The sequence below is a fragment of the Rhizobium sp. Root1212 genome (assembly GCF_001424985.1).
Classification (GTDB): domain Bacteria; phylum Pseudomonadota; class Alphaproteobacteria; order Rhizobiales; family Rhizobiaceae; genus Pararhizobium.
Window position 1 is genome coordinate 91,148 of sequence record NZ_LMDA01000002.1, and the last position, 20,179, is coordinate 111,326.

The 20,179-nt window shown below is 63.4% G+C and carries 20 protein-coding genes; 13 read left to right on the plus strand and 7 right to left on the minus strand.

The features are described 5' to 3' along the window. Positions 1–103: 103 nt before the first annotated feature. The 5 genes from ASC86_RS07515 to ASC86_RS07535 form a co-directional block, all read right to left on the minus strand. Complete coding sequence (locus ASC86_RS07515) at positions 104–1,054, minus strand: carbohydrate kinase family protein (protein ID WP_056318609.1); 951 nt, start codon at positions 1,052–1,054, stop codon at positions 104–106. Positions 1,055–1,064: 10 nt separating this feature from the next. Beyond that, complete coding sequence (locus tag ASC86_RS07520; RefSeq protein WP_056318613.1) at positions 1,065–2,276, minus strand: aminotransferase class I/II-fold pyridoxal phosphate-dependent enzyme; 1,212 nt, start codon at positions 2,274–2,276, stop codon at positions 1,065–1,067. 20 nt (positions 2,277–2,296) lie between these two features. Then, positions 2,297–3,133 carry a carbohydrate ABC transporter permease gene (locus ASC86_RS07525; RefSeq protein WP_056318616.1) on the minus strand — a complete coding sequence of 279 codons (837 nt, stop codon included), beginning with the start codon at positions 3,131–3,133 and terminating at the stop codon, positions 2,297–2,299. Beyond that, positions 3,130–4,023, minus strand: coding sequence for a sugar ABC transporter permease (locus ASC86_RS07530; RefSeq protein WP_056318618.1), 894 nt, complete (start codon positions 4,021–4,023; stop codon positions 3,130–3,132). The genes ASC86_RS07525 and ASC86_RS07530 overlap by 4 nt, the downstream gene beginning before the upstream one ends. A 65-nt stretch (positions 4,024–4,088) precedes the next feature. After that, a complete protein-coding gene (locus ASC86_RS07535) occupies positions 4,089–5,342 on the minus strand; it encodes an extracellular solute-binding protein (RefSeq protein ID WP_244477554.1) in 1,254 nt (417 codons plus the stop codon). 143 nt (positions 5,343–5,485) lie between these two features. Between ASC86_RS07535 and ASC86_RS07540 the strand changes: the two genes are divergently transcribed. The 4 genes from ASC86_RS07540 (at position 5,486) to ASC86_RS07555 (ending at position 9,359) form a co-directional block, all read left to right on the plus strand. Beyond that, complete coding sequence (locus tag ASC86_RS07540) at positions 5,486–6,340, plus strand: MurR/RpiR family transcriptional regulator (RefSeq protein WP_082509939.1); 855 nt, start codon at positions 5,486–5,488, stop codon at positions 6,338–6,340. Between the two features lie 21 nt (positions 6,341–6,361). Continuing rightward, positions 6,362–7,039: a phosphoribosylanthranilate isomerase gene (locus tag ASC86_RS07545; RefSeq protein WP_056318621.1), complete on the plus strand. Its 678-nt coding sequence runs from the start codon at positions 6,362–6,364 to the stop codon at positions 7,037–7,039. A gap of 17 nt (positions 7,040–7,056) precedes the next feature. Next, entirely contained in the window at positions 7,057–8,583 is a 1,527-nt protein-coding gene (locus ASC86_RS07550) for a serine hydrolase domain-containing protein (protein WP_056318625.1), read from the plus strand. A 257-nt stretch (positions 8,584–8,840) separates the two neighbouring features. Beyond that, a complete protein-coding gene (locus tag ASC86_RS07555; RefSeq protein ID WP_056318627.1) occupies positions 8,841–9,359 on the plus strand; it encodes an MgtC/SapB family protein in 519 nt (172 codons plus the stop codon). A 165-nt stretch (positions 9,360–9,524) separates the two neighbouring features. On the opposite strand, the gene ASC86_RS07560 is transcribed toward ASC86_RS07555, so the two are convergent. Continuing rightward, entirely contained in the window at positions 9,525–10,997 is a 1,473-nt protein-coding gene (locus ASC86_RS07560; protein WP_082509941.1) for a PLP-dependent aminotransferase family protein, read from the minus strand. 225 nt (positions 10,998–11,222) lie between these two features. Between ASC86_RS07560 and ASC86_RS07565 the strand changes: the two genes are divergently transcribed. The 6 genes from ASC86_RS07565 (at position 11,223) to ASC86_RS07590 (ending at position 16,985) form a co-directional block, all read left to right on the plus strand. Continuing rightward, positions 11,223–12,329: an ABC transporter substrate-binding protein gene (locus tag ASC86_RS07565; RefSeq protein ID WP_056318631.1), complete on the plus strand. Its 1,107-nt coding sequence runs from the start codon at positions 11,223–11,225 to the stop codon at positions 12,327–12,329. Between the two features lie 73 nt (positions 12,330–12,402). Then, a complete protein-coding gene (locus tag ASC86_RS07570; RefSeq protein ID WP_056318634.1) occupies positions 12,403–13,287 on the plus strand; it encodes an ABC transporter permease subunit in 885 nt (294 codons plus the stop codon). After that, positions 13,284–14,072: an ABC transporter permease subunit gene (locus ASC86_RS07575; RefSeq protein ID WP_056318636.1), complete on the plus strand. Its 789-nt coding sequence runs from the start codon at positions 13,284–13,286 to the stop codon at positions 14,070–14,072. Before ASC86_RS07570 ends, ASC86_RS07575 begins: the two co-directional genes overlap by 4 nt. 2 nt (positions 14,073–14,074) lie before the next feature. Next, the gene (locus ASC86_RS07580) at positions 14,075–15,133 is read left to right on the plus strand and encodes an ABC transporter ATP-binding protein (RefSeq protein ID WP_056318639.1); all 1,059 of its coding nucleotides are present in this window, start codon (positions 14,075–14,077) and stop codon (positions 15,131–15,133) included. Between the two features lie 44 nt (positions 15,134–15,177). Continuing rightward, a complete protein-coding gene (locus tag ASC86_RS07585; protein WP_244477558.1) occupies positions 15,178–16,200 on the plus strand; it encodes a TIM barrel protein in 1,023 nt (340 codons plus the stop codon). Beyond that, the gene (locus tag ASC86_RS07590; RefSeq protein WP_056318642.1) at positions 16,197–16,985 is read left to right on the plus strand and encodes an inositol monophosphatase family protein; all 789 of its coding nucleotides are present in this window, start codon (positions 16,197–16,199) and stop codon (positions 16,983–16,985) included. The genes ASC86_RS07585 and ASC86_RS07590 overlap by 4 nt, the downstream gene beginning before the upstream one ends. 56 nt (positions 16,986–17,041) lie before the next feature. Here the strand turns inward: ASC86_RS07590 and ASC86_RS07595 are convergent, their stop codons facing one another. Further along, positions 17,042–17,947, minus strand: a complete 906-nt coding sequence (locus ASC86_RS07595) for a LysR family transcriptional regulator (protein ID WP_056318645.1) — start codon at positions 17,945–17,947, stop codon at positions 17,042–17,044. A 120-nt stretch (positions 17,948–18,067) separates the two neighbouring features. Between ASC86_RS07595 and ASC86_RS07600 the strand changes: the two genes are divergently transcribed. From ASC86_RS07600 to ASC86_RS07610, 3 genes are all read left to right on the plus strand, one after another. Continuing rightward, the gene (locus ASC86_RS07600; protein WP_056318648.1) at positions 18,068–18,613 is read left to right on the plus strand and encodes a peroxidase-related enzyme; all 546 of its coding nucleotides are present in this window, start codon (positions 18,068–18,070) and stop codon (positions 18,611–18,613) included. Positions 18,614–18,675: 62 nt separating this feature from the next. Further along, positions 18,676–19,302, plus strand: a complete 627-nt coding sequence (locus tag ASC86_RS07605) for a pyridoxamine 5'-phosphate oxidase family protein (protein ID WP_056318653.1) — start codon at positions 18,676–18,678, stop codon at positions 19,300–19,302. 278 nt (positions 19,303–19,580) lie between these two features. Next, complete coding sequence (locus ASC86_RS07610; protein ID WP_156386946.1) at positions 19,581–20,141, plus strand: helix-turn-helix domain-containing protein; 561 nt, start codon at positions 19,581–19,583, stop codon at positions 20,139–20,141. Positions 20,142–20,179: the final 38 nt, after the last annotated feature.

Genomic DNA, 20,179 nt, shown 5'->3' on the forward strand with positions numbered 1-20,179 from the left:
GGGTTCTTCAAGATCGTCGTCGATGAGATAACGGACGATACCGTAGTCTCCAGAACGGACGGCCAAGGGCAATATGGTGCACCGGTTTCCGTGGACAAACTGATCAGGCGGAGTGCTCGATCTTCTCCAGAAAGGCGCAAACTTCGTCTCGGGCAGGCATCGTCCGACCGGCGCCTTTACGCGTGACGGCGAGCGCGCCGTAGGCATTGGCGAGACGGCAGCAGTCGGGGCCGGAAAGGCCGGTGACGCGACCGTGGATGTGGCCGGCGGCGAAGGCGTCGCCGGCGCCGATCGTATCGATCACTTCGACGGGGAACCAGGGTGCGCTGCCCCTGCCATCGGCCGTATGAAGGCAGGATGCCGTTCCACCGGAGCCCTTCACGGCCACGCGCCTGACGCCGTTTTCCAGGAGCATGGCGATGAGTTTTTCCTCCTCCGTTTCCTTCGGCTGTCCCAGAAGACCGGGGAGATCGGAACTGCCGAGCAGGATCGTATCGATCCGGGGAAGGAGCGTCCTTACATGCGTAGCGATGCCCGCCACCACACCGCCGGGAATATCGAGCGTGACCGGGATGTCCGCATCGACGGCGATGTCTATGGCGGTGAGGGCTGCTTCGGCCTGGCGCGGCTGGAGCAGGGCGTAGCCGGAAAGGTGGAACAGGGCTGCGCCTGCAAAAGCTGCCGGATCGACATCTGCCGCCGAAAGGCGCGCATTTGCACCGCGGTAGGCGAACATCGTGCGCTCGCCGGCGGGGCTGACGGTGATGACGTTGATCTGGGTCGGCTCCAGTTCGTCGCGGCCGATCCAGCGGGTGGAGATGCCGGCGGCGGCAAGCTCGGTCAGCGCCTCGCGACCCCAGGAATCGATGCCCACCCGACCAATCAGGCGGCAGTCATGCCCCGCTTTGGCAAGGGCGAAGGCTGTGTTCGTCGCCGAACCGCCGATCATGGCCGTCTGGCCGGTGGCGATCGCCTCGCCACCCTCGCCGGGATAGGAGGGAATGGCGAGCACCAGATCGATGTTGATATCGCCGAGAAGGACGATAGCGGCCATATTCTCCGCCTCAGAGATCGACGTGCATGAGATCGATGGCCTGGTCGACGTCGGCGATGATGTCGTTGATGTGCTCGATGCCGACCGAGAAGCGCACGAGGCCGTCTACGACGCCCATCGCCTCGCGTTCCTGGCTCGGAATATCGAGGAAGGCCATGGTGGCGGGCACCTGCGTCGTGGTGCGAAGGCCCCCGAGGCTGGCCGCGAAGCAGCAGAGCTGCAGGCGCTTCAGCAGGCGCACGCCGCAAGCCTCGTCATCCACCTGGAAGGAGAGCATGGCGCCACCGCCGATCAGCTGTTCCGAAGCCGAGGCATAGTTCGGATGCGAGGGCAGGCCGGGATAGAAGACGCGCTTGACGGCCGGATGCGCCTCAAGATGCTTGGCGAGTGCCAGCGCATTGGCGCACTGCTTTTCGAGGCGTAGCGCCAGCGTCTGCGCACCGCGCAGCAGGAGCCAGGCGTTGAAGGGCGAGAGCGGCGCGCCGAGCTTGTTCAGCGTGTTCCAGCGCACGTCCTCCAGCCAGTCCTTCGGCAGGATATCGGACTTCAGCGTGATGACGCCGCCGACCGCATCGTTGTGGCCGCCGATGAATTTCGTGGCGCTTTCCACCACGACGTCGACGCCGAAATCATGCGGGCGGCAGACGGCGGGGGAGGCGAAGGTGTTGTCGCAGATGACGACGATGCCGCGCGCATGAGCGATCTCGACAAGCTTCCTGAGCGGAGGGACCTTCATCGTCGGGTTGGCGATGGCCTCGACATAGAGGACCTTCGTTTCGGGCGTGAAGGCGTTTTCGACGGCGCGCACGTCGGTGCAATCGACGAGGCTGACCTTCAGGCCGAAATCCTGCGCGCGATGGTCGAAGAATTCATGGGTGGAGGAATAGGTGGTGAGGTCTGCGACAATATGGTCGCCGGCCTTCATGATGCCGAAGAGGGCGTGCGAGATCGCGGCCATGCCTGAGGCTGTCGCAAGGCAGGCGGTGCCGCCCGTCAGCTGCGCGATATGCTCTTCGAGCTTGTATTCCGTCGGGTTGCCGCAGCGCGAATAAATGTTCACTTCCTTGCGCGCACCCGCGACGATCTGGTCGTAGATGTCGCCGCCATACTGGAAGTTCGCCGACATGTAGATCGGGTAGCTGATCGACTGGGAATGCTCTTCCGGCTCGTAGAAGACGGCGCGGCTGGCAAATTCGAGGGCTTTGGAAGGGGTGTCGGACATGGGCATTTCTCCTGGAAAGATTATTCCTTTACGGCGCCGCCGATGAGCGCGGCCGTGATCTGGCGTTCGAAGAAGACGAAAAGGATGAGGGGCGCAATCGCCGCCATCAGGATCGCCGCCAGCATGACCGGATAGTTGGTGACATGCTCGCCGACGAAATCGGTGAGACCGACCGGCAACGTCTTGCGGGCGGGATTGTTGATGAAGACGACGGGAAACAGGAAGTCATTCCACACCCAGATCATGTTGACGATGCCGACGGTGAACATGGCGGGTCGGGCGATCGGCAGGGCGATGGTGCGGAAGATCATCCATTCCGAGGCGCCGTCGACACGGCCGGCATCGAAGAGTTCGCGCGGCAGCGTGTTGAAGAAGGCCTGCATGATGAAGATCGATACGGGCACGTTGAAGGCGGCGGTCGGCAGGATGACACCGAGATGGGTGTCGAGAAGGCCGGCGGTGCGCAGCATCACGACGAGCGGCACCAGGGCGACATAGGCGGGAATGGCCATCGCTGCCGTCAGCGACAGTTCCACGGCCGGCATCCAGCGCGGACGATAGACGGCGAGCGCATAGCCGGCGAGCGTCGAGACCAGCACCGTGATGATCGTCGCGCCGGCCATGATGATCAGCGAATTGACCGCGTAGCCGCCGAGCGCCCCGCCGCTCCAGGCGCCGACATAGGCGTCGAAATTCAGGCTTGTCGGGAAGGACCAGACGGAGCGCATGAATTCCTTGTTGGTCTTGAAGGTGCTGTAGATCATCCAGACAAAGGGGAAGATCACCATCAGCACATGCAGCGTGAGGAGGGCGAGCACGACCGTGCTCGTGCGGTTCCAGCGGCGGACGGCGTTCATGCATCCCCCTTGCGGCGCAGGAAGCGGAAGACGACCCAGGCGGCGAGCGCCGTCAGCACCATCTGCACGAAGCCGATCGTCGCGGCATAGCCCATCTGGAAGCTGCCGAACCCCATCTTGTAGAGATAGGTCGAGACGACTTCGCTGGAGTGGCTCGGTCCGCCATTGGTCAGCACGAAGACCAGCGAGAAGGTTTTGAGCGAGCCGATGATGGCGAGCAGCGAATTGGCGCGTACGGCGTCCCACACCATCGGCACGGTGATGGAGAAGAATTTTCTGATATCGCCGGCGCCGTCGAGTTCGGCCGCCTCATAGACGCTTTCCGGCACGCTGCGCACGGCGGCGGTGAAGAGCAGGACATAGAGGCCGAGATAGGTGAAGCTCATCACCACGACGACGGCGAGGAAGGCAGTTTCGGATTCGCCGAGCCAGCCGCGCTTGAGGCTGTCGAGGCCGACGGCTTTCAGCGCGGCGTTCACCAGCCCGAAATAGGGGTTGTACATGAAGCGCCAAAGCAGGCCGATGCAGATCTCGCTGACCATGACCGGCACGAGATAGAAGAACAGGAAGATGCGGCTGAAGGCCGGCACGATGCGCACCAGGCAATAGGCGATGGCGAGCGCGAGGAAAACCTGGAAGACGATGGCGGAGAGGGCGACCAGCAGATTGCGGCCGAGCGATGCCCAGAAGACGGGATCGGCGGCAAGCCTGAGAAAATTGCCCGCGCCGACGAAGATCGGGGCCGATGCGCCGTCCCATTCGAACATCGACAGCCAGCCGGCATAAACCACCGGATAGGCGACAAAGGCGAAGACGAAGATCAGCGCCGGCGCCAGAAACAGAAGCGTCGCCCGATTGTGTCTTTTCGCTAGGCCGATGTCCGTGCTCATGATCCCGCCGGCGTCTGGAGATATGCGCTGCTGCCGGGCGTCCCGGCGGCCGCAGCCTTGGGAGGCTATTTGTTTTCCTTCAGCGCGCCTTCGAGACGCTTGGCGGCGTCGGCCGGCGTCACGGACCCATCCAGCGCGCCCTGCAGGGCGGTGTAGTAGGTGTTGGTCGCTGCCGGCGGCATGGCCGTGTCATAGAAGGAATCGAGATGACCGGCGGCACTCATCAGGTCGTTGCTGATGCCGTAGAGCACGGGGCCGGCGGCCGCTTCCGTCGTTGCACCCTTTACGGTCACCATCGTTTTGCGCAGCTCGACATATTTGGTCATCACCTCGGGCGAGGAGAGGAACTTCAGGAGCGTGACCGCATCCGTCTTGTTCTCGGCCTTTTCCGAAATGCCGAAGGAGGCGGCAACGCCTGCCAGCACGTCGGTCTGATCGCCCGCACCGCCCGCCACTGTCGGGAAGGCGAAGGTGCCGAGCTCGAATCCCTCGGGCGCATCGGCCGAAGCACCGATCTGCCACGTGCCGTTGAGCAGGATCGCGGCCTGGCCGTTCAGGAAGAGCATGTTGGCTTCCTGGTCGCTCATGCCGTTGAAGCCGGTCGGGAAATATTCGTTCCTGGCAATCTCGGCGACTTTTTCGAAGGCCTTTTCGCCTTCCGGGCCGAGCGTGGCATTGGCATCGCCATTGACGAAGGAGGCGACGACGCCCGAGCCCTTGAGCCGCATTTCCATGTACTGGAACCAGAAGGTCGCAGGCCAGGAATCCTTGTTGCCGAGCGCGAAGGGCACGATGCCGTCGGCCTTGATCTTCTCGGCAAGCGCCATCAGCTCGTCATAGGTCTTCGGAACCGTCCAGCCCTTTTCGGCAAACAGCGCCTTGTCGTACCAGAAGACGACGGAATCGACGTCGACGGGCACCGCATAGGTGTGGCCGTCCTTGCTCGTCTGGGCAATGGCGCTTTCGAGGAAGCTTTCGCGCCAGCCGTCCTTGGCGAGGTCCTGGTCGAGCGCGTACATCTGGCCGCCCTTGACGAAGGCGTTCAGGAAGCCGCCGGGCAGGGTGTAGAATACGTCGGGCGGATTGCCGGAGGCCATCGCCGTGTTCAGCTTGGTCTTGTAGGCCGACTGTTCGGCGGCCACGACATCGAGCTTGATGTCGGGATGCTTCTTGGCGAAGGCATCCAGCGCGAAGTTGATGAAATCGACCTTGTCCTGCTGTCCGGCATAGGCGTGCCAGAAGGTAAGTTCGCCGGCCATGGCCGGGAATGCTGCCAGTGCCAAGGATGCGCCTGCAATGAGAAGACGTTTCAGCTTCACGATTTCCTCCCGAAGAGCTTGTGCAGCACCTCGGCTGCGTTCATGTAGTGATGCCACATCAAAAATCTCATGTCTATAGTGACACCACAACATCACCATGCTAGCTTCGTTCCCGAAAGCGTTCGCCAGCGAGAGAACCGTTCATGAATGTCGATCCGCGCGGTCCCTCAGCCCCAGCCAGCAGCCGGTTGCGCAGCGTGCTTCCGAAGCTGTCGGATTCGGAGCGGCGCGTGGCATTGTGGGTTCTCGAGAATGTCGGGGCGACGATCCGCAACTCCATGTCGGCCATCGCTCAGGCGACTGACGTGAGCGACACGACGGTCTTGCGCATGTGCCGCACTGCCGGCTTTGAAGGTTTCACCGATCTCAAGCTTGCCTTGGCGCAGGAGCCGCGCGGCGGCCGTGCCGAGACGACAAGCGAGCCGGAAGCCAGTGATCTCCAGGCTGCGAACCGTCTTTTTCGCGCCGTGGCGCAGGCCGTCAGCGATACGCAGGGCGTGCTGGACGAGGCAACATTTGCCAGGGCGCTCGATCTGATCGCAGGCGCCCGTCACATCCTGGTCGGCGGCGTCGGCGGCTCCGGCATCGTCGCGCAAGCCTTCTACCAGCGGTGCATCCGTCTTGGCCTGCGCTGCGATGCGCCGGTCGATTCCCAGCTTCAGATCATGCATTCCGCGTTGACGGGGCCTGATGATCTCGTCGTCGTCATCTCCTATTCGGGCATTACCAGCGACCCTGTCCTCGTGCTTCAGGAAGCCAGGTCCCGCGGGGCGGCGACGCTCTGTATCACCGGCAACAGCGCCTCGCCGCTGGCGCGTCTTGCCGATGTCGTGCTCGTCAGCGTCTCGCACGAGCAGGGCAGCGAACCGATGGCCGCGCAGATCGCGCAGATGGCCCTGATCGACGCGCTTTATTCAGCGCTCGTCGCGCGCAATGCCGAGCGGGCGCAACTCACCGAAGAGCGGATGGTCAACGCCATCCTTCCGAAATCCATCTAGTATTCAGACACAGGTAGCGCCGTGAAAGTCCAGATTTATACCATGCAGACCGTTTCCGAGGCCCTTGCCGCTGCTGCGGCCGGCGTCGAATATCTCGGCCTGACCCCGTCCAATCGCGGGCTGCCGGGTGAGATCGACTTTGCGACGGCGCGCGAGATTGCGGATGCCCTCAAGGGCAGGGCGCAGCGTGTTGCGCTGTCGGTCGAAAGCGACCTTGGGGCCATCGCCGACATGGTGGCTGCGGTTCAGCCGGACGTGCTGCATCTTTGCGGCAATATCTCGCTGGTGACGCCCGAGCAGGTGAAGGCGCTGCGCGAAAGGCTTCTGCCGCTTTATCCCGCGTTGCGCATCCTGCAGGCCATTCCGATGACGGGGCCGGAGGCGCTCGACCACGCGGCCGCCTTCGAGCCCTATTCGGACCTCTTCATTCTCGATTCCGTCGCCGCCCATATCGGCGGCATCGGCGCGGCGGGTGTCACCCACGACTGGTCGCTGAGCCGCGAAATCGTCAAGCGCAGCAAGCTGCCGGTCATCCTCGCCGGCGGTCTCGGCCCGGACAATGTCGCCGAGGCTATTGCCGCCGTGCAGCCCTGGGCGGTGGATTCGCTGACGCACACCAACAAGCCGCTGCCGGAAGGCGGCTTTCGCAAGGATATCGACAAGATCGCCGCTTTCGTGAAGGCGGCGAAGGCGGCGTGAGCGCAGCCGGACGGCGAATGACGACGCTGGACTGGGCTGGGGCCGAAGCAGTCCTTGATGCGGCCGTTTGCTGGGGCGACGGCGAGCCGGGCGGGGCCGCGATCCTCTTCGATGCTGAGGGCCTGCGGGCCGCGCGGACCGGGGGAGTGGAAAGCCTCTCGACGCTCGCCCCGTTCGGCATCGACAGCGTCGTTCGCTATGCCTCAGTCACCAAGCATGTCTTTGCAAGCTTCGTTCTGGCGCATCCCGAGGCGATTTCGCTCAATGATCCCCTCGGCAAGCACCTGCCGCAACTTGCGGCCGCGACGGCGGTGGTGACCGTCGGCCGCGCGCTGGATATGTCGGGCGGCGTTCCCGATACGCGCGAATGCCTGACCCTCATAGGCCATTCCATTTTCACGCAGACCCGTGCGGCCGATCTTCTCGCCTTCCACGCGGCGCTCCGGCGCACCAATTATGCACCGGGTACGGAGGTCCATTATTCCAATGGCGGTTATCGCCTCGTCGAGGAGGCGATGCGCAACCATGGTCTTCTGTTCGACGACTACCTGCGCCGTGTTGTCCGCGAGGGGCTGGGTCTAGCGATGTACGCCGCCGAGATGTGGACCGATCCCGTGCCGGGACTTTGCACCGGCTACTGGTTCGATGGCGCGGGTTGGCAGATGGGTCTGCAGGGCATGCATCTCTCCGCCGCCGGCAGCCTGACAGGAAGCGGCCGGTCGCTTGCCGAATGGGGCAGGGCGCTGCTGCGTGGCAAGGGCAGTCTTGCCGGGGTACTTGCCCTGTTGTCCGCTCCGCGCCAGATGTTAGATGGGCAGGTGACCGGATACGGGCTCGGCTTGCGGCGCCAGCGGATCGGCGAGCGCGATCTCGTCGGTCATGGCGGCTCGCAACCGGGCTTCAAGAGTTATCTCTTGATTGACCCCGAGACGCTGACCGGCTGCGCGGTCGTCGCCAACCGCGATGACGTCAACACTGCCGACATCGCCGCGAAGGCGATGGCCGCGCTGTTCGGCGCAAGCCTGCCAATCGCAGGATCGAATCTCGTTCCCGGCTTCTATGTGACGGACAAGGGCGCCGACTGGATCAAGGTCGACAGGGCCTCCGTCTCGAGGCTCGATGATGAGGTCGCCGTCTATCCCGCCGGCTCCGAGGGCGGTGTCGACAGCCTGTCACCGACCTCGAGCCTGCGGTTGCGGATGGATGGGGCGGATATTTTCGGCACGGTCGGCCATGCGCTCAGGCGCTACCGACCTGCCGAACCAGAGGCCATTCCCACCGACCTCGCGGGCGTGTGGATCAGCGATGATTTCGACGCCCGGCTGGAAATCCGGGAGGGTGCGGTATGCATGGGCGTTGGCCCGACGCGCCGCGCCATGCCCTTGCAATCGCTTGGCAATGGCCGCTTCCTCTTCACGTTGGAAGATGGACCGTGGAAGCGCCGCATCTGTCTGCATCGCCTGTCTGACGGATTGATCGAACTCGCCCTTTCCCGTGCGCGGGTCATCGAATTCCGGGCGGCCGGCTATCCGACAAAGTTTTGATTCATGCCGTGCTGCTGAAGCGTCTGAGGACGATAACGGCTTGCCGATAGTCATCCAGTATGACGGGTTGTAGCTGGCCATTTTTCCGGGCCTGCCCGATCTCGACTGGGCAGGTAGCAACTGTTGTGTCAACGGCCGACGAGGGCGTGGCTGCGGCCGGCAAGAGCGGACCATTGTTTTATAAAACTCTGACCGCCTTGCCGGAGCGAATAATCTTACCATGTTTCCGCTTCAGGCAAAGAAGCGGGAGGACGGGAATGATAGATTGGCTCTCCGGGTACGAATTCGATCTCAAATTTCTTCCCCACCTCATCGCGCTCTTGTTCGCCTATGTGCTGGCACTTCCTATCGCATGGGATCGTGAACGAAACGAACGGAGCGCCGGTCTCCGCACGTTCCCGCTCGTGGCGATCGCCGCCTGCGGTTTCATACAGGCTGCGGAGACTGTTACCCGTGATAGTCCCGAAGCCACGGCGAGAATCGTCGAGGGACTGATAAACGGCGTCGGGTTCATCGGCGGCGGGGCTATTCTTGTCGGCAAGGCAAGTGTCAGGGGAACCGCGACAGCGGCAAGCCTGTGGGCAACCGGCGCCATCGGCGCTTCGGTCGGGCTGGGCGCCTATGAAACGGCGATCGTGCTGTCCATCGCCACGTTCGCGACGCTACGCTTCATGGCGAACTTCAAGTCCGAGGGCGTCGAGGGCGCCCCGGAGAGCGGACAGGAACCTGCTTTGGACAAGATCTCCGATCCGCCACTGGGTGGAAGTGAAAGATAACGTACATTTGCGTGGCTTGGGCATGTCAGCAATTCGCGCTGAGATGAGCTTCGCCGTCCCCGGCACGATCATCGGCATCGGCGGGGTTCTCTTCGTCGTCGCCCCGCTGTCGAACTGTCGGCTTGCCCCAACACAGCCTTCGCCGGTAGCTCGACAGCAGTGGTTTCAAAGCCGGGAAAGCGCCTCGGCCAAGCGGCTTAAATAGGGGCGCATGCGCTCTGCGGGCACACCGGCATAGCCGAGGATGAGGGCTGCCGGCCGAGAGGTCGCGATTGTATAGTCGGACAGCGGATAACATTGCAGTCCGGCATCGAGGATGGCGCGATGGGCCGCGCTGTCTTTCACTCCGTCAGTCAGCCAGGCGAGCGCGTTGAGGCCGCTTTCGGAACAGTCGATGCGGGCGCGGCCGGAAAGGGAGACGCTTGCTGCGTCGATAAAAGCCGCCCGGCGTTCGGCATAGAGGCTGCGCATGCGGCGCAAGTGGCTGGCGAAATGCCCGCCGCCGATGAATTCCGCAAGGGCGAGCTGGGTTTCCACCGGCACGCTGCGGTGGATCAGGCCGGAAAGATTACGGAAGGCGCCGACCAGCGGTTGCGGCAGCACCAGATAGCCGACCCGGATACCCGGATAGAGCGCCTTGCTGAAACTGCCCGCATAGATCACCCGTCCATGGCTGTCGATGGAGCGCATCGAGGGAAGCGGCGCGCCGTCATAGCGGAACTCGCTGTCGTAATCGTCCTCGATGATCCAGGCGTCGTTTGCCCGTGCCCATTCGAGCAAGGCGAGCCGGCGGGGCAGGGAGAGCGTTACGCCCAGCGGATGATGGCGCGAGGGCATGACGAAGGCGAGCCGCGCGTGCGGGTAGCGGGCCATGGCGACGGCAACGTCCATGCCATCCGCATCGACATCGACAAGGCAGAGGTTAAGGCCTAGCGTGCGGAACAGGTTGGAGGTGGTGACGGGGCCGGGGTCCTCGAACCAGATGTCGTCACCGGGATCGGCCAGCGCCAGCGCGGCGAGCGTGAAGGCGGCATGGCCGCCGGGCGTGATGACGATCTGCTCGGGATCGCAGGGATCGCGCCGGTGCACGGCGAGATATTCGGCGATGCGCTGGCGCAGCACCAGTTCGCCCGCGACGTCGCCGTAGCCCATGGCCTTGCCGTTGCGGGTCGCCGCATTCCAGCACTTGCGCCAGATGGCGAAAGGGAAGCGGTCGAGCGCCGGCTGGTTGGGCAGGAAGGGCTTTCGTTCCATCGGCCCGATCTCGGCCGAAACCGCGCGGGATAGCGTGCCGATGCGGGAGAGGCGCGGGGCGGCCGGCGGATCATCCGATGCAGGCGTCATGCGCAGCTTGGGCGCCGCGCGCGGCAAGGCCGCCGAGACGAAGGTGCCGGCACCCTGCCGCGCCTCCAGATACCCCTCCGCCTTCAGGTTCTCCAGCACCCGCACCAAGGTCTGGCGCGACAGGCCCAGTTCCCCGGCAAGGATGCGGCTTGCCGGCAGGCGCGTGCCTGCCCGCAGATGCCCCTGCAGGATCGCAGCACGCAACTGGTCCTGCACCTGCCGGAATTTTGGCAGGGCCACGCCGTCATCGAGGCGAAGGAAAGGCAGGATCGGGCCTTCGAACTGCTTGGCCAAGGTTCGTCCCCAAAAATTGGTACAGTCGAACGCATCATAATGGACGTTTTATTGTTGTCCAATTGTTACATGCTCTGCCTATACGAGAACGCACCGATGCAGTCCCCGAAAGGGCGCAGACAGGTGCCAGGGGAACCGGGACGAACGGCGCGGCCGACGACCGGATGCAAGGACCAACGCAGCCATCGCCCACGAACCGTCGCCGACGGTCAACAGGAGGACTTCATGAACCGCTACATCTCGCGTGCATTCGCTTCCACGCTCGCCCTTTCTGCCGCTTTGCCCGGTCTTGCCTCGGCCGAGCCCGCAAAGGACCTCGTTGACGCCGCCACGAAGGAAGGCATGCTGACGGTCATCGCCCTGCCGCACGACTGGTGCAACTACGGTGAGGTCATCACCGGATTCAAGGCAAAATATCCGGGTATCGAGGTCAACGAACTGAACCCCGACGCCGGCACGGCCGATGAGCTGGAAGCCATCCGCGCCAACAAGGGCAATACCGGCGCGCAAGCTCCTGACGTGGTGGACCTCGGCCTCGCCTTTGCGCCCGCCGCCACCAAGGAGGGCCTGCTGCAGCCCTACAAGGTCGAGACCTGGGATGAAATTCCCGACAACATCAAGGATGCCGACGGCAACTGGTACGGCGATTACTACGGCGTCATGGCGCTTGGCATCAACAAGGACCTGATTGAGACCGCGCCGGCCGACTGGGCGGATCTCACCAAGTCGGAATATTCCGGCGCCGTGGCGCTTACCGGCGATCCGCGCTCCTCGGCGCAGGCAATCCTGGCGCTGATGTCCGCCGGTATTTCGCGCGGCGCCGAGCCGGGCGCAGACTCGGGCAAGAAGGGGCTGGAACTTTTCGCCGAACTGAACAAGGCCGGTAATTTCGTGCCGGTGCTCGGCAAGGCCGGCACCATCGCCCAGGGTCAGACGCCGATCGTCGCCGCCTGGGATTACAACCTACTCGCCTGGCGCGACGCCCTTGCCGGCAACCCGCCGATGGATGTCATCGTGCCGGCGACCGGCGTTGTCGCGGGCGTCTATGTACAGGCGATCTCTGCCTATGCGCCGCACCCGAACGCGGCAAAGCTCTGGATGGAATATCTCTATTCCGACGAAGGCCAGACCGGCTGGCTGAAGGGCTATTGCCACCCGGCGCGCTTCAACGCCATGCAGAAGGCCAACAAGTTCCCGCAGGAACTGCTCGACAAGCTGCCGCCTGCCGAAGCCTATGAAAAGGCGATCTTCCCGACCGTCGAGCAGCTGGATGCCAACAAGGGCGCCATCGTCGAAGGCTGGGATAAGGTGGTCGGCGCCAACGTGAAGTAACACGCGCATCCGGCGCGGAGGCTTCGCCCGTCGTGGAGCCTCCGGCCGATGCCCCCCTTCAGGAAACAATCCGATGACGACAAGCGCCGTTTCCCTGCCGGCGGCCTTGCGGCCGCGGCAGCTTCTCAACTGGGTCGGGGTCGCCCCCTTCTTCCTCTTTGCCACGCTGTTCCTGATCCTGCCGACGCTCAACATCGTCGTCGGCGCCTTCCGCAATCCGCAAGGCCAGGTGACGCTGGAAAACCTCGGCAAACTCTTTTCGCCGTCGATCCGTGCGGCGTTCTGGATCTCCATCGAGCTTAGTCTGCTGACGGCGGTGCTCGGTTGCCTGTTCGGCTTCCTCATCGCCGCCGCGATCACGCTCGGCGAGCTGCCGCGCTGGCTTCGCAACGGCATCATCACCTTTTCGGGCGTCGCCTCGAATTTCGCCGGCGTGCCGCTCGCCTTCGCCTTCATCGCCACGCTCGGCCGGCTCGGCTTCGTGACGATGCTGCTGCGCAACTGGTTCGGCATCAATCTCTATGGCTCCGGCTTCAACATCGTCTCGTTCCTGGGACTGGCGCTCACCTATCTCTATTTCCAGATCCCGCTGATGGTGCTGATCATCACGCCGGCGCTGGAGGGCTTGCGCCGCGAATGGCGCGAGGCGGCCGAAAGCCTCGGGGCCAGCGGCCTGCAATATTGGCGCATGGTGGCGCTGCCGGTGCTGTGGCCGTCGCTGCTCGGCACGCTGGCGCTGCTGTTCGCCAATGCCTTCGGGGCGGTGGCCACGGCGATTGCACTCACCGGCTCCTCGCTCTCCATCGCGCCGATCGTGCTCTTTGCGCAGATCCGCGGCGACGTGCTCAACGATCCGCATCTCGGTTATGCCATCGCCTTCGGCATGATCCTGCTGACCGCGATCGCCAACGCCATCTACATCTTCCTGCGCATGCGCGCCGAACGGTGGGTCAAATGACGGGAAAACGCCTCTGGTCTCTCCTCGCCGTCGCGCTCGGCGGACTTTATTTCCTGCTGCCGCTCGCCGGCATGGTCGATTTCTCGATGCGCATGAAGCGCGGCGAGTACAGTTTCGAAGCCTACCGGATCGTGCTGACGGACCCGCAGTTCCAGCACACGTTCCTCTATTCGGTCGGGCTTGCCCTGCTGACGATCGTCATCGGCATCCTCATCGTCGTGCCGACGGCCTATTTCGTGCGGCTGAAGCTGCCGGGACTCAGGCCCGTCATCGAGTTCATCACGCTCCTGCCGCTGGTCATTCCGCCCATCGTCATCGTCTTCGGCTATATCCGCATATACAACACCTCCTCGATCCTGCCGCTGACGGGAAGCTGGTGGGGCACGAACATCCTGCTGCTCTTCGGTTATGCGACGCTGGCGCTGCCCTACATGTACCGTTCGGTGGACACAGGCCTGCGCACCATCGACATCGGCAGCCTGACGGAAGCCGCCCAATCGCTCGGGGCCGGCTGGGCGCGCATTCTCACCGTCGTCATCTTGCCGAACGTCTTCGTCTCGGTGATGTCGGGTGCGTTCCTGACCTTCGCAATCGTCATCGGCGAATATGTCTTCGCCGCCCTGCTGAACGTCAATTCCTTCGGTCCCTACATGGTCTGGATGGGCGGCAACCGGGCCTATGAGCCCTCCGCGCTCGCCGTCGTCGCCTTCGCCATCACCTGGGCCTGCATGGGACTGATGCAGCTCTTCACCCGCTTTTCAAAATTCTCCACCGCGAGGCGCTGACCATGGCCTTTCTCGATATCAACCATCTGCAAAAATCCTTCGGCGAGCTGCGCGTCGTGAAGGACTTCATCCTCGGCATCGAAAAGGGCGAATTTGTTTCCTTCCTCGGCCCCTCGGGCTGCGGCAAGACGACGGTCTTGCGCATGGTCGCCGGCTTCGAAACGCCGACGTCGGGTGCGATCCGCATCGACGGACAGGATGTCACCGGCCTGCCGGCCAACCGGCGCAAGATCGGCATGGTGTTCCAGGCCTATGCGCTGTTCCCGAACCTGACGGTGGCCGACAATATCGGCTTCGGCCTCAAGGTGGCGGGCGAAGGCAAGGCGGACATCGCAAGGCGCGTCGCGGAGATGCTGGAACTGATCGGCCTGCCGCAGCTTGGCGGGCGCTATCCCTTCCAGCTCTCCGGCGGCCAGCAGCAGCGCGTGGCGCTCGCCCGCGCGCTTGCGCCGCGGCCGCAGGTGCTGCTGCTCGATGAACCGCTCTCGGCGCTCGATGCGAAAATCCGCGTCAGCTTGCGCGAGGAAATCCGCCGTATCCAGCAGGATCTCGGCATCACCACCATCTTCGTTACCCACGATCAGGAAGAAGCGCTCTCCATTTCGGATCGCATCGTCGTCATGCATCAAGGGGTTGCCGATCAGGTCGGCGCGCCGTTCGACATCTACAACCGGCCTGCCACGCGTTTCGTGGCGGAGTTCGTCGGCACCCTTAATCTCGTCGATGCCGATGTGGTCGAGGCGGTGAGCGGCCGCGTGCGTCTCGGCGACGTGCCCGTAGCGCTGAACCGGCCTTTGTCCGCCCGCGCCGGTGAGCGCATCAGTCTGGCGCTGCGGCCCGAAACGGTGGCGCTCGGGCGTGCGGAGGGGCACGATGTCATCCTGTCCGGCCGCATCGCCGATGTGCATTTTCTCGGCTCGGTGATCCGTATCCGTGTGGCGGTTGGCGACCAGCTTCTTTCCCTCGATACCTTCAACCAGCCCGACCGGCCGCCGCCGGCCGTCGGCGCAGCCGTCGAGGTCAGCATCTGCGACCGCGACCTGCTGGTGCTGGCCGCCTGATGGGTAAACCCGAACCGATGGAAGGAACCGGCATCGTGACCAACATGCTATGGGCCGACGCGCCGTCTCCGGACTGGCGGGCAAGGGTGGCAGCACTTGTGCCCGCGCAGCGTATCCGGCTTGCCGAGCGGGCGCGCACCGCCCCGCTCTTTGCCCATGCCTATGCCTTTCACCTCAACATGCGCTTCGGCGGCATGACTCCGCTGCAGCTTGCCGAATTTGCCGGGGCGCAGGGGCTTTGCGGCATCAAGCTCCACGTGGATGACGGCGAGCAGGCCAGCCTGGGCCGCATGGATGGAGAAGCGCTCACCGCCTTCGCCGCGCAATTGAAAGCATGCGGGCTGGAACTGCATGTCGAGACCAGCACGACGCAAGCGCCGGGCCTTGCCGATGCGGTGCGCATCGCGCTCGCCACGGGCGCCACATCGCTGCGCTGTTATCCGCGTTACGAGGGCAGGGTGTCGCAGATCATCGCCTGGACGATCGCCGATCTTCGGCGTCTTGCCGATTTCGACCCGCAGCGCCGGTTGCGATTCACGCTGGAACAGCACGAGGATCTGAAATCGGAGGAGCTGGTCGGCATCGTCAAGGCCGTCGGCAATCCGCGTCTCGGCCTGTTGTTCGATTTCGGCAACATGATCAATGCCTATGAGCTGCCGATGCCGGCTTTGGCGATCCAGGCGCCTTGCGTGACCGACGTGCATGTCAAGGATTGCCTCGTGCAGCCGGATCGCGGCGGCTGGGCTCACCTTGCCTGCCTCTCGGGCAAGGGGCATCTGCCGCTGCAGGCGATGTTTGTCGAATTGCTTCTGCTCGGCGACGAGCAGCCGCAGGTCCTGGCCTTCGGCCTCGAGGAGGAGGAAGGTTATTTCGCTCCGGCCCTGCGCCGCCCTTCGGATGGACCCGATCCCTTCATCCCCGCCCGGACCGCCAGCTTCACCGACCTCGGACCGGGCGATCTGGACCTGCGCCTGCGGCAGGAGACCATAGCCGCCCACCGGCAGGTGGAAACGATCCGAACCATGCTCGGCGACATCGCCGCAGAAGCCGAAAGGGCTGAAGGATGAACGCTCAAACCCCTTGCCCGCCGGCCTTCCTGGCGCTCGCCCATGCCATGGCGGATGCCGCCACGGAGGTCATCCGCCCCTGGTTCCGCAAGCGGCTCGCCATCGACGCCAAAGCCGACGCCAGCCCAGTGACGATCGCCGACCGCGATGCGGAAACGGTGATGCGCCGGATGATCGAGGCTGCCTTTCCCGAGCATGGCATCCGGGGCGAGGAATTCGGCGTCTGCCGCACCGATGCCGACTGGATCTGGGTGCTCGATCCGATCGACGGCACGAAATCCTTTCTTTCCGGCTCGCTTGCCTTCGGCACGCAGATTGCGCTGCTCCATCGGGGCAAACCCATTCTCGGCCTCATCAACCAGCCGATCACCGGCGAACGCTGGCTCGGCACCGGCATGAAAGCAACCCTCAACGACGAGCCGATCCGCACTGGCGACGGAACCGTGCTTAACGAAGCGGTCCTCTATACCTCCGCCCTGGAACAGTTCGACAGCCAACGCCACGATCGTTTCGCGGCACTGGCCGCAAGCGTTCGCTTCACCCGCTTTTCGCATGATTGCTACGCCGCCGGCCTTCTGGCCCTCGGCGGCATCGATCTTCTGCTCGAAAGCAACGTCTTCGACTACGACATCCTCCCGCAAAAACCCATCATTGAGGCGGCAGGAGGGATCGTGACCGATTGGGACGGCCGGGCGCTCGCGGACGCCCGGCAATATGACACCGTGCTGATGGCGGCGAATGAGGAAATCCACCGGGCGGCGTTGAAGGTTCTGCGTCGAGATTGACACACGGCGACGAATACCACGGCAACCATCTTCCCGCGAATTCATAGCGCCCGGCGTCAGAGGGAACTCAGTTTTTCCCGCAGACGCCCGACGGCAAAGTCCAGAAAAACGCGCACCTTCGACGGAAGTGCGCCTCCGCCGGCGTGAAGCAGATGGACCGGCAGCGGATCGACCTCGAATGTCGGCAGGATGATCCGTAGCGATCCGGCGCGCACAGCGTCTGCACATTGATAATGCAGCACGCGGGTTGCTCCGACTGCTTCGCAGGCTGCCGATACAGCTGCCTCGGCCGCGTTGACCGACAGGCGCGGGCGGATCGGGATGTCGGTGCGGCCTTTGCTGTCTCTCGCGTGGAACGGCCAGGTGGGCGCAGGCGACAGGACTTCGAAGTTCACGCATGGCAGGTTCGTGATGTCCTCGGGAGATTGGGGCGCGCCATATGCGGCAAGCAGCTTCGGGCTAGCGCACACCACCGTCCGCATCGTGCCGATCTTGGTGGCGATCATGGTGCTGTCCGGTAGCCGGCCAATCCGCACCGCCATATCGACGTGATCTTCGACCAGATGCAGGTTTCGATCCGAGAGCAGCAGCCGCACGTCGATCTCCGGATAGGCTGCCAGGAACGCGGTGACGATCGGCAGGATATGCAGCCGTCCGAAGAGGAGAGGGGCCGTCAGGATGAGTTCGCCACGAGGCGTGTGAAACTCGCCGGCTGCGATCCGTTCGGTCTCGTCGATATCGTCGAGGATGCGGCGTGCTGACGTCACGTAGGCGGTGCCGGCATCGGTCAACGCAATTTTGCGGGTCGTGCGGACGAGAAGCCGCGTCCCGAGATGCCCCTCAAGTTCGTTTATCTTCCGGCTGACGGTGGCGAGCGGCATGCCGAGATCGCGGCCGGCGGCCGAGAAACTTCCCTTGTCCACGATCCGCAGCAGGATCGACATGGCTTCGAGGCGGTCCATTATTATTCCATTAAATGGGAACTTTATTCCCAATGATAGATGATTATCACGATTATCGGAAAGGCTTAAATCAGGGTCGTGCACGCCGATCCCCGGTTGTTGCTCCAGAAGGAAAACTCAATGTCCCGCCTTGCCATTCCCGCTCGTGACGAAGTTCCCGAAACCTCCAAGCCGATCCTTGATGCTGTGCATGCACAGCTCGGGGTCGTCCCGAATATGTTCCGCCTGATTGCCCGGAGCCCTGCCACCCTTCAAGGCTTTGCCGGCAACAATGGCGCGCTCGCCAAAACGCTCGATGTCAAGACGCGCGAACGGATTGCGCTCGCCGTCGCGCAGGTGGATGGCTGCGATTATTGTCTTTCGGCCCATAGCTACCTCGGTCTGAACCTCGCCAAGATCAGCCCGGAGGAGATCGCTCTCAATCGTGCGGGTCAGTCCGGCGACCCGAAGGCGAATGCCGCCGTGCATTTCGCGGCCAAGGTGGTGCGCGAGCGTGGCCACGTCAGCAATGAGGACATCGTGGCGGTTCGCGATGCCGGCTTTAGCGATGCCCAGATCGTCGAGATCATCGCCGTTGCCGCCGAGAATATCTTCACCAATCTGCTCAATATCGTTGCGGAAACCGACATCGACTTTCCGGTCGTCAGGGCCGACGAAGCCGCCTGATGTGAACAGGGGCTGGCGGTTTTCCGCCGGCCCCAGCACCCTACAACGTGAGGAGAACTGCCATGTCATACGGATTTCTCGATATCGCCGTGACGCCCAGCGTGCGGGCGGTGCAGGCCAGCATGGGCGCGGATCACATCTGGCAGGGTTTTGCGGAGCATCGCGAATTTGATCGTTTCAGCCGGAACGAAGCCGCTTTCATCGCTGCCCGCGACAGCTTCTACATGGCGACGGTTTCCGAGACCGGCTGGCCCTACGTCCAGCATCGTGGAGGCCCGCGCGGCTTCCTCAGACTTGTCGATGATCGGACGCTGGCTTTTGCGGATTATCGCGGCAACCGCCAGTATATCAGCACCGGCAATCTGGCGGCCGACGGTCGGGCCTGCCTGTTTCTCATGGATTACCCGCATCGGGCGCGCCTCAAAATCTACGCTCGCGTCGAGACCGTCCCCCTCGAAGCCGACCCGGCGCTGACCGAACTTGTGACTATTCCGAACTACCGGGCAAAGCTGGAGCGCATATTCCGGCTGCGCCTGGAAAGTTTCGACTGGAACTGCCCGCAGCACATCACGCCGCGTTTCACCGAAGAGGAAGTTACCGAAGCGGTGGGTCCGCTTCGCGCGCGTTTGGCTGAACTTGAAACCGAAAATGCCGAGCTGCGAGCACGCCTCGACAAACAGGCAGAGTGACCGCGCGCTTCGTCGCTTTCCACATCCAGCGGAGGAGCCGGGGGCTCGCCGGCGCGCTTTGGCCTGGAAATCTCGATCTATAAAAATTGAACTCTTGCAAAATAAATTGAAGTGAAATAGTAAAATTTTTGAAGTGAGACGGCGTGTAAGACCTGCCGGTGCAATGAATTTCATGGCGGCGCGTTCCGCAAGCGAAACTCGTGCCCGGTCGGTGATGCGGAATCTGAAGGAATGTCAGGTTTGGCGTGCCGCCGACGTCGAAAGCAGAGGGGAGAGGCGTGACAGAAGACGCCGCGGACCAAGCACTTGGGCAGAAAATTCGTCAACGGCGGCGCGCCATTGACATGACGCTGCAGCAGGTATCGGAGCGCGTGGGTCTTTCGATCGGTTTCCTGTCGCAGATCGAGCGCGGCATGTCGACGCCTTCGTTGGCGTCGCTCTGCAATATCGCCGATGTGCTTGGTGTCAGTGTGGATGCTTTCGTGAAGTCGCCGCTCCAGTCCGGCGCGGTGTCCCGTCAGGGCGAGCGCCAGTCGTTCAGCCTCGGCGATGCCCGGCGTACCTATGAGTTGCTGGGGCGGGGGTTCCCCGGAGCGAAGCTGCATCCGTCGCTGGTCCGCCGTCCGCCGGGCCATGTTTCCGAGGTCATGCACAATGATGGGGAAGACTTCGTCTATGTTCTGGAGGGCAGCATGCTGCTTGAGATTGCCGGTGAGCGCCACATTCTGAACGGGGGCGATTCCATGCACTTTCAATCGCATCTGCCTCATCGTTCGGCGACACTGGGGAGCGTTTCCACGCTGGAGCTTTGGGTCCGCACCCAACCGTTTTTTCCGTAGCAAGGCATGAGGGTGCCGCGCTGCGGTTGTTTGATCCG

What these genes read in the sequence shown, in the direction of transcription:
- ASC86_RS07555 (WP_056318627.1), top strand. Translation starts at nt 8,841, where the DNA reads ATGATAGATTGGCTCTCCGGGTACGAATTCGATCTCAAATTTCTTCCC.
- ASC86_RS07585 (WP_244477558.1), top strand. Translation starts at nt 15,178, where the DNA reads ATGCTATGGGCCGACGCGCCGTCTCCGGACTGGCGGGCAAGGGTGGCA.
- ASC86_RS07600 (WP_056318648.1), top strand. Translation starts at nt 18,068, where the DNA reads ATGTCCCGCCTTGCCATTCCCGCTCGTGACGAAGTTCCCGAAACCTCC.
- ASC86_RS07525 (WP_056318616.1), bottom strand. Translation starts at nt 3,133, where the DNA reads ATGAACGCCGTCCGCCGCTGGAACCGCACGAGCACGGTCGTGCTCGCC.
- ASC86_RS07550 (WP_056318625.1), top strand. Translation starts at nt 7,057, where the DNA reads ATGACGACGCTGGACTGGGCTGGGGCCGAAGCAGTCCTTGATGCGGCC.
- ASC86_RS07570 (WP_056318634.1), top strand. Translation starts at nt 12,403, where the DNA reads ATGACGACAAGCGCCGTTTCCCTGCCGGCGGCCTTGCGGCCGCGGCAG.
- ASC86_RS07605 (WP_056318653.1), top strand. Translation starts at nt 18,676, where the DNA reads ATGTCATACGGATTTCTCGATATCGCCGTGACGCCCAGCGTGCGGGCG.
- ASC86_RS07515 (WP_056318609.1), bottom strand. Translation starts at nt 1,054, where the DNA reads ATGGCCGCTATCGTCCTTCTCGGCGATATCAACATCGATCTGGTGCTC.
- ASC86_RS07580 (WP_056318639.1), top strand. Translation starts at nt 14,075, where the DNA reads ATGGCCTTTCTCGATATCAACCATCTGCAAAAATCCTTCGGCGAGCTG.
- ASC86_RS07595 (WP_056318645.1), bottom strand. Translation starts at nt 17,947, where the DNA reads ATGGACCGCCTCGAAGCCATGTCGATCCTGCTGCGGATCGTGGACAAG.
- ASC86_RS07590 (WP_056318642.1), top strand. Translation starts at nt 16,197, where the DNA reads ATGAACGCTCAAACCCCTTGCCCGCCGGCCTTCCTGGCGCTCGCCCAT.
- ASC86_RS07520 (WP_056318613.1), bottom strand. Translation starts at nt 2,276, where the DNA reads ATGTCCGACACCCCTTCCAAAGCCCTCGAATTTGCCAGCCGCGCCGTC.
- ASC86_RS07575 (WP_056318636.1), top strand. Translation starts at nt 13,284, where the DNA reads ATGACGGGAAAACGCCTCTGGTCTCTCCTCGCCGTCGCGCTCGGCGGA.
- ASC86_RS07565 (WP_056318631.1), top strand. Translation starts at nt 11,223, where the DNA reads ATGAACCGCTACATCTCGCGTGCATTCGCTTCCACGCTCGCCCTTTCT.
- ASC86_RS07540 (WP_082509939.1), top strand. Translation starts at nt 5,486, where the DNA reads ATGAATGTCGATCCGCGCGGTCCCTCAGCCCCAGCCAGCAGCCGGTTG.
- ASC86_RS07530 (WP_056318618.1), bottom strand. Translation starts at nt 4,023, where the DNA reads ATGAGCACGGACATCGGCCTAGCGAAAAGACACAATCGGGCGACGCTT.